Genomic DNA, 9,708 nt, shown 5'->3' with positions numbered 1-9,708 from the left:
GTCGATGAACTGGACGGTCTGGGTATGTTTCTGGAGCTCGACTGTCCGGTACCCGCGCATGAGTCGGTGGTTGTCGTCCAGGAGGCGTTGAATGCATTCGTGACTTCCCTGTGCGTTGATGTGACGCGTACGGAGGAGACGTGTGACGCGCTGGTGCGAACGGCGCAGCTGCGGGCAGCCTGAGTGCTTCACGGTGGACCTGTTCGGTATCGACCTGGTTTATCCTGATTAGTCTGTACCGGTTTAGTCTGTACCGGTTTAGTCTGTACCGGTTTAGTCTGTACAGAGTTGGTCCCTGTGCTGCTGGTCTGTGGTGTTGGCCTGTGTGGCGTTGCCCTGTGTGGCGTTGTCCTGGGGCGGGGTCGGTCGGGTGGAATTCACCCTGAGGGCGTAAGCACAGTAGCTTCCGTCGGGTTGTGCCTGCGTTGTTCCATCTCCGGTGCATAAACTGCTCGTTGAGCAGGTGAGGCGCCGAGTTCGGGCGCACGCAACTACAGACGGGCGGGCTCCAGCACATGTCGCGACGCCGGGTCCGACTGGGTGGGCTCGTGGTGGACGGGCTCGTGGTCGACCGACGGGGCATCCCGTGGTCTGGTCGAGCTGGCTGGTCCGCATCCGGTCCGTCGCCGGCGGTACAGCGAAATACATTCGAGAGTCGCTCCCAGGCATGACCGGGACAGCTGCCTGCGCGGTATCGGTGTCGGCGGGTCCCGCTTCCGGGCGTGCCGCGTCATTCGGCTACTTTGTCCGTTACACGAGCCGTGCCGGGCTACCGCGGTGGCGCCGGCGGTCTATCGATCGTGCATGGACGCTTGCGACCCGAGCAGTGCGTGGCGTGCTTTCGCTTCTTTTCCCAACGGTGACCGCCGGCCTGGTAGGAGTATCGGCATACCACGGTTCTGCGGGACAGCCGGCCGGTGTGTTCGGCTTCGGCAGGCGTTCGCCAGGCTGGATCCTGCGTTATGCCATGGTCCGACGGGGGCCGCCGGGATGCGTATGTGGCCGGGACCGCCGCACCACTCTGTCGATCATTAGGGTTGGCGGTCGCTGCGTACTCGGTCTCTGAGCCGGTCCACAGAGCTGCGTCCGGGGTATCCGCGGGCAATTTCGGATCCAGACTGTGATCGGTCCGGTCGCGATCGGCTGGCTCGCGATCGGCTGGGTCCGACCGGGTGCCCGTTCTCGCGCGTCCGCCAGGCTGAGAGGGACAGCGCTGCGACCCGCGACGTCGCGCCCCCTGTCGCCGGCCGTTCCCCGTCATTCGAACCTTCGAGGATGGCCCTTGTTGACCACTCGTGACACATGGTCGCCACGACGCCACGGCGATCCCGGCTGGCCGGAGAACGATTCCGGACAGACCGACCAGGCGCAGACCGCCTCCGGCGCGGTGATCCGCCGCCAGCCGGGCGAACTCGAAGGAGCTGTCCTCGCGGCGCTGTGGGATGCTCGAATGCCCGTGAGTACCGGCGCCATCCAGCACAACCTGGGTGGGGGGCTCGCGCACAGTACAGTAGCCACCACACTTGGGCGTCTCATCACCAAGGGGCATGTCGAACGGGTACGCGTCCGGCGGGTGTGGATGTACCACGCGACCCGATCTCAGGAGGAGTATGCCTCCGCACGAATGCTTGCGTTGCTGGGTCAGGTCGCCGACCAGGACGCGGCGTTGCGTCACTTTGTGAGCGGTCTTTCGCCCCGGCAGGTGCGGCTGCTGTGGCTTGTGCTCGGTGCGGCCGGCGGAGACTCGTGCGAGCGTGGCACCGATGAGCCGGCACATGATCTTTATGGTCGCGGGGATGGATCGGGAGCGGGTGGGATCGGACAGACCTGAGATCCTGTTTTGGATCTTCTGGGCATGGTTCCCGCCTTGCGATGCATGTCCGCCAGTCCCGATCTTTGATCCACACCCCTATTCCCAGGCACTCTTATGAGCGAATCCCCTAAAAATATTAGGTCATCGAAAATGACCTCGACAACGTCGGTCGACAAAGCCCTGCCGCCCGGATGGCGGTGATGAACCCGAATCCAGTGTGGCCTGTTGGTGGCATCCGCATCCGCATCCGCATCCGCACGTGCACACGTATCCGCATCTGCATCAGTGGACAGCGACCTGACTGGTTGAATCCGACCTCCAGAGGGCATGTTCACGCCAGCCCGGGCGGCCCTGGCCGACCCGGGCTCGGACTGCCGAACGCCGCTGGGGATGCGAGATCTCTGGCTGACTAGGCCCTTCGCCGCCTGTAGTACTCGACGATCCACGCGTCGACGTCGCGTTTGCGCCACACACGGGTGCCTTTGGATGTCGCGGTAGGTGCGTTGATGACCTGTAGCGGAGCAGGGAACTGAGGGTCTCGGCGCGTCCAGTAGTCAACCGCCTGGCGCGTGATCTTCAGTTGGAAGGCTATGTCCCCGATGCCGACCAGCCGCTCACAGTCGTCCACCGGAACAGCGTAACGGCTTTGCTGGTAGCCAAGCACACCGCTATGGTTTGTTTTGCTGGACAGCAAATGCTCTGGGAGGATACGGATGGTGGCACCGGTAACCCGCCGCGACGTGGTTCGGGCGACGCTGGATCACGACGAGGCATACGATCAAGATCCACAAGGAGACCCTCCAGTCTCGGTACCCCGCTATCGTCGCGCGGTGCGGGCGGCGATCGATGTCGTACCCGAGGTCGTGACGGAGAAGGGAATGCGCAGGTCAGAGGGTGATTTCGAGGCATACTCGGCGGGTGTGCGCGACGCGTTGGATGCGGTCGCGGACGCGATCGCACGTGTTGTGGAGGGCGTGGGGGATCCGGGTTCGCCGGGCGACGGTGGCTCGGCGCGGACCGCGACATGACCGGAGCGTCAGCCGAGAGGCTGCCAGCTGAGCACGGTGGGGCAGATGGGCCGCCTGCAGCGGCGGGAAGCCCGCCGGGCTCGCCGGGCCGGACGGGATGTCCGAAGCTTCCGAACTGGGAAGGAGGAACGCTCGTGTGGGACGACGCACGCTCCGACGACGATCGTGACATCGGATGGGGCGACGACCGGGACACCTCTGAGGAGAGCGCGGACACCGACATCGAGTGGCTGCGCGCCGAACGTCCACCGCATCACATCGACCGCGACACGTCCTGACATGCCCGCGGATGAGGCTCTGAACAGTCTGAAGGTCGAGCTGCGGGCGCGCCAGCTCGCGGCACGCGCCGGTCGGATCGCCCGTACCGACTTCGGGGCGGGTGGCGGATCGGCGTCAGAGGGTTCGATCGAGGCGTACACCGCCGCTTCGTCGACCCGACGCGTATTGGATCTTCCCGAGGTGGCCGCGGCGCGCTGCGTGGCTGCGTATGTGAACCTGCCCGGCGAGCCGGAGACAGGTCGGCTTCTCGGGCAGCTGCGGGCCCGGGGGGTGGGTGTCCTGCTGCCGTCGATGCGACCCGATCTAGACCTGGATTTCCGTGAGTACAACGGATCGCTGATTGCAGGCGCCTTTGGAACTCGTGAACCTCCGCTCGGTGCAGTGATTGTTGATCTTATCCGTGCGGATGTCATCGTTGTTCCGGCGTTGGCGGCCGACGTGCGTGGAGGGCGATTGGGGCGTGGCGGTGGCTCCTACGACCGGGCGCTGCGGCGCGCGAGACCGGACGCGCTGATCGTGGCAATGGTGCACGACCACGAGCTGGTCGCCCACGTGCCGACCGAACCCCACGATATCGGCGTCCATGTCGTTGTCACACCGCGTGCCACGGTGCGGTGCGGGGCTGCCGGCTTGTCGGTGGACCCGCGGTAGCGCTATTGGTGCGCGGTGTAGTGATCATTGGCGTTGACGCTGTGCCGGCGGAGCTGACAGCCGGCTCGGATCGTGGCCTGAGGGTGGTCGTCGACGCGGAGGTGCCGTCTCGGGTTAGAGTTGGCAGTCACCGAAGTCGAGTGCTAACTCCTGGGAGGAGTCCGTGCCGCGCTACGAGTACCGCTGCACCGCGTGCGATCAGGATCTTGAGGTTGTGCAGAGTTTCAACGATGCGGCGCTGACCGAGTGCCCCGCCTGTGGCGGCAAACTGCGCCGGGTGTTCAGCCCGGTCGGCATCATGTTCAAGGGTGCCGGTTTTTACAAGACCGACAGCCGATCCGGTGGCGGTGGAGTCCGGGACCGGGCGAAAGACAAGGTCGGCAATGAGGCCGGCGCTGACACATCCAGTAAGGAGACCGTCGGGGCTGGTGCGCCCGCGGGGGGCGGCTCGGTGGACGCGACGTCGAGTGCCGCAGGCTCGTCGACGGCCACGAGCACGGCGTCATCGGCTGGTTCCTCCAGTTCCTCTGGTTCAACCAGCTCCTCCGGCGGCTCGGGTACCGCCGCGGCCTGATCGATGCGGGCTCCCTCGGACTCCTTCGGGGCTTCCGTGGGAGCCCGAGGTCGTTGGTGACTCCCTGGCTGCACCGGCGACCGGTCTGTGTAATCCGGGCACTTGCGATGGGTCGGATTTCCACAGGAGACGGCCTCGGGCGTACGCGGACAGCGCTTTGTCCACAATGCGCACTCCGGTCGTGACTGCTCCCCACCCGGTGGCTAATGTGATCTTCACGTTCACTCGTGAAGATCGTGGAGGTCGCGATGTGGCTTGCCGGACGCACAACTGCGCGTATCGGGGAGGTACGTGCCTGGCGGCTCGCGGTTGGGGCCCGGCGGCGGGTTCTTGCGGGTGTCTTCGCCGGTCTGGCTTTGCTCCTTGCCGCCGGCGCCCTGCGATCCAGCCAACCGTTGGCCGGCACAGCGGTGGTTGTGGCGGCCAGCGAGCTGGAGGGCGGGGCGATCATTGCCCCGACCGACGTCCGGATCGTGTCGTTACCGGTGGATGCCGTGCCAGTGGGTACCGCCCGGCGCTTCGAGGAAGCCGTCGGGCGGACCCTGGCAGCGCCGGTCGGTCGTGGCGAACCGATTACCGATGCGCGGTTCCTCGGCCCCGGCCTGCTCACCCAACGGCAGGCAGCCGCTGGCCTGGTCGCGACACCGGTCCGCGTCAGCGATGCCGGATCGGTTCTGTTCCTGCGCGTCGGTGATCGGGTGGACGTGCTTGCGGCGTCCACCGAGATGGCCGTGCCAGACGCGAGCTCACGGAACGGGTCGACGACAAGGCAGCCAGGGGTGCCCACCGGCGACACATCGGCAGGGCCGACAACCGAAGCCGGCACCGCGACGGTCGTTGCATCCGACGTCACCGTCCTAGCAGTTCTCCGCCCCCGTGATGCAGCGGAAGGTGTCGTAGCCACGACTGACGGCGCGCTGCTCTTTGTAGCAGCTCCGCCACGCGTTGCGGCTATTCTTGCCGGTGCGGCAGTGCACGCCAGGCTGTCGGTGACCGTGCTGGGGCGCCGAGCATCGTAGTACTACTGATCCATATCGCTACTGATCCATAGCGTCATAGCCCCGCAAGCAGCCGTTCGACCGTGATGATGGTCTGTAGCCAGGAACATCGTACGATCAGTTACTGTTCGAAGTCAAGACAAAACGGAAAGTTCCCACCCGGTGTGCGAGGTCCGGCCTGTGCGTGCTTGTATCGGAGCTTGTCGACCGGAGCAGACCGCGGCCGATCCCGAGGCGATCGTGGTTGGCGCGGTCACCCTGTTCAGGTGGGAACGAGCCGCGATGAGGCCGCTCGGCTCTTGGTGTATTTGCGGGGAGGGAACGACGATGGGCATATCCATCGACGATGGTGCCTGTGGTGTGTGGCAACGCGTGCCCGACGAGGTCATCAGCCGGCTTGACGGGCTCCCGGGGGCGGCCTACGAGGTACCGGATGAGGTCACATGTGCGCTCGAGACCGGGCATCCCGACAAGCACATGGCGGTTCTGCAGGGCTGGGGCAATCAGGAGGCGTGGTTGGTCTGGGCTACACCCACAACGGTCACTGCGCCGGGATGCCGGGTGGATGGACTGACCTGCCTGCTCCCGGTGGGACATGTCGGACGCCATCATGTGATCATGACGGATGTGGTGGAGGACGAAGGTCCCTACTGGTGCGACAGTCGCGCTGATCTGGAACTACAGCGCACGCCGATCTGATCGGAGGTTCGGTCACGGCTGTCAGCCACGGTTGGTGTCCACGGCGACGGCGACGGTGTCGGTGCGAAAGACAAGCGTGACATCGGTATCGCTGGCGAAGTCGACGAGACGGGCGTGGTCCGGCAGCTCGCCGAGCAGCCAACAAAGATCGGAGACGGTACTTCCTTCGCAGGCCGTGATGGAGTACACCTGCGATTCGCCCCGGGGCGGACGCGCGTGCATCGGATCTTCACTTTCCCGCACGCGCGTCTGGTTCCCGCCGCCCGCGGCAGGGAGGGTCGTGCCCGTCAGTGGTCCGGCGGGTCCGTGTGGTACGGCTTTTTTGTTCATGGACATAGAATCGCTGTGGGCCTGAGTCAGGTCCATCCCGGCAAACGGGGAGTTTTGGGCGTCGTTCCCGAATTGGGCGCTTTCTCGGTTGCCCACATGGCCTGCCTGGACTCGGAGGGCTCGGCTGTGATTCCCTCATCGTGCGAGGGCCCTGGGCTCCGCCGGTTCGTGGGCCGGGCAGTCGGGACGTACCTGAGGTAGTCGGTCCTACCCGACACGACAACTCTGTGTAGAGCCGCCCCGGACTCGGGATGTGTTTTGCTCGACGTCCGATTCGTGTTCACTTCCGTTCATCCTTCGTTCATGCTGTATCGCTTCGATTCTCGCCGGCACCCCGGTCCGGGGGCGGACAGAACGGCGCCAATGCGCTGAAGACGAAGGGTCGCTTGTGAACACAGCGAAACGTCAGGTTGCGGTCATGGGCCTTGCGATGTCGGCGGTGCTGGGGGTGGCTGCCTGCGGTTCCGACAACACGGCGGCACCGAGCTCGACGGCCGGCACCGCCACGGGCGCGATCTCCTGCGCAACCGGGTCGATCACCGCCTCGGGCTCGACTGCGCAGAAGAACGCGATGGACGAGTGGGTCAAGAAGTACCAGATTGCGTGTCCCGGATCGTCGATCAACTACCAGGGAGTCGGCTCCTCCGCCGGCAAACAGGCGTTCGTGGATGGCAAGATCGATTTTGCCGGTTCGGACTCGGCGATCAGCGGTGACCAGGCGACCAATGCGGCCAAGCGCTGCACCGGCGGGCAAATCGTCGACCTGCCCATGGTCGCCGGGCCGGTCGCGGTGATTTACAACCTCTCCGGTGTGAAGGACCTGCAGCTCTCCGCCTCGACCTTGGCAAAGATCTATTCTGCCGCGATCACCAAGTGGAACGACCCGGCGGTCGCGGCTGACAACCCCGGCGTGACGCTGCCCAGTTCGCCGATCGTCCCGGTGCACCGTTCGGACGGTTCGGGTACCACGGACAACTTCACCAAGTTCTTGGACGGCGCTGCCAAGAGCGACTGGACGTTCGGTTCCGGTTCGGACTGGAAGGCCCCGAGCGGTCAGGGCTCCAAGGGCAGCGACGGCGTGACCTCGACGGTGAAGTCGACCGCCGGCGCCATCGGCTATGTCGAGCTCTCCTTCGCGGAGAACGCGAACCTGTCGACGGCAAAGATTAAGAACGGCGCCGGTGAGTATGTGGCGGTGAGCACCGAGGCGACGTCCAAGGGTGTGAGCACAGCCAAGGTCGCCAGCGGGAACGACCTGAAGCTGACCTTCGACTACGCGGCGACTACGCCCGGTGCCTACCCGATCTACCTGGTCACCTATGAGATCACCTGCACCAAGGGTCTGGCAGCGAGCCAGGCCACGCTGGTGAAGTCCTTCCTGACCTACACATCCTCCACCGGTGGTCAGGCCGCCATCGCCGATCTCGGATACGCTCCGCTGCCGACCGACCTTGCCGCGAAGGTGAGCTCGGTCGTGGCGACCATTTCATAATCATTCTTCTGCACTCCGGCCAGGGCCACGGGTTCTGACCGGGACGACCACGCCGGTGTGCCCACTCGCCACGAGGCGGGTGGGCACACCGTCCGACACCACTTGTTGGGAGGCATGATGAGCAGTGAGTCGGACGGCCAGGGCACAGGCTCGCCGAGCGACGACGCGCCGCTGGCGGTCAAGGAGCCCATCAGCAGTAGTGCGCATGCGCGGGTCAGCCCCGGGGACGTGTTCTTCAAGAATCTGACTCGCACTGCCGGCATCAGCCTGCTTGTTCTCATCGCGGCGATCGCAGCCTTCCTGGTGCTTGAGGCGACCAGCGCACTGCAGGCCAACACCGGAAACTTCTTCACGACGACCGAGTGGTTTCCCAACCAATCTCCGCCGTTTTTCGGAATCGCGGCGCTGTTGTTCGGAACGTTGCTCACAGCGATTATTGCAATGGCCATCTCCGTGCCGGTGGCGGTCGGCATCGCGCTGTTCATCACGGTATACGCCCCGCGACGCCTTGCCACGCCGCTGGCGTTCATCGTCGACCTGCTGGCAGCGGTCCCCAGCGTCGTTTTCGGGCTCTGGGGTCTGATTGTTCTCGTCCCGCGGATGAATGGCCTGCAGGAGTGGCTCACCGACTACTTCGGCTGGATCCCCTTGTTCAGTACGGATGACGGCCTCGTCGGACGGTCCATCTTCGTCGCCTCCGTCGTCCTGGCTATCATGATTCTGCCGATTGTCGCCGCGATCTCCCGCGAGATCTTCCTTCAGGTGCCGACCGCGCATAAGGAAGCGGCGCTCGCGCTCGGCGCGACCCGTTGGGAGATGATCCGAACGGCGGTACTCCCGTACGGCAAGCCTGGCGTGATCAGCGCGTCGATGCTGGGACTCGGCCGGGCGATGGGTGAGACGATCGCGGTCGCGCTGGTCCTTCCCGCGTCATTCGGAATTTCCTGGCACGTCCTGTCACCGGCCGGCAACACCATCGCGGCGAATGTGGCGAACGGTTTCGGTGAGGCCAACGAGGTCGGGAAGGGGGCTCTCATCGCCTCCGGCCTCGTCCTGTTCATCGTCACGATGCTTGTCAACATAATGGCCCGTGCCGTCATCGCCCGTCGGCGTGAATTCTCGGGGACCGCCGCATGAGTACAACGACTGTCGCCCCGGCGACCAGCCCCGGCGGCATTGACCTGACCGGTCAGAAGCTGCCGATGACCACCCTGGCGGCTATCGGTGCCGGCGCCGTCGTGGCCACCATCTTGCTGTACGTCGTGGCACCGATAGACAGCAAGATTCAGTTCGTACTGATTGCCGGTTCGTTCTACCTGATCGGCCAGAGCGTGGCGTCCACCATGGTCGAAGGCAGCCGAAAGGCCGTCGACCGGTTCGTCACGACACTGGTCTATCTCGCCTTCCTGCTCGCGCTCATCCCGCTGGTCGCAGTGCTGGCCAGTGTGATTGCCAAGGGCGCGCAGCGGATCAACTACGACTTCCTGACCACCTCCATGCGAAACATCGGGGCGCGGGACGCCGGCGGCGGCATATACCACGCTCTGATCGGAACCCTGGAACAGATCGCACTGGCCAGTCTCTTCGCGGTTCCCTTCAGCATGCTGGTCGCGATTTATCTGGTCGAGTACGGTCGCGGGCGGATCAGCCGGACCATCAGTTTTTTCGTCGACGTGCTGACCGGTTTGCCTTCGATCATCGCAGGTCTGTTCATCCTTTCGTTCTATCTTCTCGCGCTCGGCCAGAAGCCGTCCGGTTTCGCCGGTGCGCTCGCCCTGACCATTCTGATGATTCCCATCGTCGTGCGCTCCACCGAGGAGATGCTCAAACTCGTCCCGGACGAC

At 64.9% G+C, this 9,708-nt stretch carries 11 protein-coding genes and 1 pseudogene; 11 read left to right on the top strand and 1 reads right to left on the bottom strand.

Annotated features, from left to right (window positions below; genetic code table 11):
* From U9977_RS18610 to U9977_RS18570, 8 genes and pseudogenes are all read left to right on the top strand, one after another.
* Nucleotides 1-183, top strand: a pseudogene (locus tag U9977_RS18610) (adenylate cyclase); the annotation flags it as partial.
* Nucleotides 184-1,285: 1,102 nt separating this feature from the next.
* Entirely contained in the window at nucleotides 1,286-1,831 is a 546-nt protein-coding gene (locus tag U9977_RS18605) for a BlaI/MecI/CopY family transcriptional regulator (protein WP_322750555.1), read from the top strand.
* Between the two features lie 695 nt (nucleotides 1,832-2,526).
* Entirely contained in the window at nucleotides 2,527-2,841 is a 315-nt protein-coding gene (locus tag U9977_RS18595; RefSeq protein WP_322750553.1) for a hypothetical protein, read from the top strand.
* A gap of 134 nt (nucleotides 2,842-2,975) precedes the next feature.
* Nucleotides 2,976-3,119 carry a hypothetical protein gene (locus U9977_RS18590; RefSeq protein ID WP_322750552.1) on the top strand — a complete coding sequence of 48 codons (144 nt, stop codon included), beginning with the start codon at nucleotides 2,976-2,978 and terminating at the stop codon, nucleotides 3,117-3,119.
* 1 nt (nucleotide 3,120) lies between these two features.
* Entirely contained in the window at nucleotides 3,121-3,771 is a 651-nt protein-coding gene (locus U9977_RS18585) for a 5-formyltetrahydrofolate cyclo-ligase (RefSeq protein WP_322750551.1), read from the top strand.
* Between the two features lie 163 nt (nucleotides 3,772-3,934).
* Nucleotides 3,935-4,345 (top strand): FmdB family zinc ribbon protein, encoded by a 411-nt coding sequence (locus tag U9977_RS18580; protein ID WP_322750550.1) that lies wholly within the window; start codon nucleotides 3,935-3,937, stop codon nucleotides 4,343-4,345.
* A gap of 227 nt (nucleotides 4,346-4,572) precedes the next feature.
* Entirely contained in the window at nucleotides 4,573-5,364 is a 792-nt protein-coding gene (locus U9977_RS18575) for an SAF domain-containing protein (protein WP_322750549.1), read from the top strand.
* Nucleotides 5,365-5,670: 306 nt separating this feature from the next.
* Nucleotides 5,671-6,042 (top strand): hypothetical protein, encoded by a 372-nt coding sequence (locus U9977_RS18570; protein ID WP_322750548.1) that lies wholly within the window; start codon nucleotides 5,671-5,673, stop codon nucleotides 6,040-6,042.
* A gap of 21 nt (nucleotides 6,043-6,063) precedes the next feature.
* On the opposite strand, the gene U9977_RS18565 is transcribed toward U9977_RS18570, so the two are convergent.
* Complete coding sequence (locus U9977_RS18565; RefSeq protein ID WP_322750547.1) at nucleotides 6,064-6,264, bottom strand: hypothetical protein; 201 nt, start codon at nucleotides 6,262-6,264, stop codon at nucleotides 6,064-6,066.
* Between the two features lie 496 nt (nucleotides 6,265-6,760).
* Between U9977_RS18565 and pstS the strand changes: the two genes are divergently transcribed.
* The 3 genes from pstS to U9977_RS18550 form a co-directional block, all read left to right on the top strand.
* On the top strand, nucleotides 6,761-7,864 hold the full coding sequence (gene pstS, locus U9977_RS18560; RefSeq protein ID WP_322750546.1) for a phosphate ABC transporter substrate-binding protein PstS: 1,104 nt from the start codon (nucleotides 6,761-6,763) through the stop codon (nucleotides 7,862-7,864).
* A gap of 117 nt (nucleotides 7,865-7,981) precedes the next feature.
* The gene (gene pstC, locus U9977_RS18555) at nucleotides 7,982-9,001 is read left to right on the top strand and encodes a phosphate ABC transporter permease subunit PstC (protein ID WP_322750545.1); all 1,020 of its coding nucleotides are present in this window, start codon (nucleotides 7,982-7,984) and stop codon (nucleotides 8,999-9,001) included.
* The coding region (locus U9977_RS18550; RefSeq protein WP_322750544.1) for a phosphate ABC transporter, permease protein PstA at nucleotides 8,998-9,708 on the top strand (711 nt) is incomplete at its 3' end. The genes pstC and U9977_RS18550, both read left to right, overlap by 4 nt.

The organism is Protofrankia sp. Cas8 (genome assembly GCF_963555845.1).
Classification (GTDB): domain Bacteria; phylum Actinomycetota; class Actinomycetes; order Frankiales; family Frankiaceae; genus Protofrankia.
Note: the sequence above shows the minus strand (reverse complement) of the source record. Positions and strands in the feature narration are given on the sequence as shown.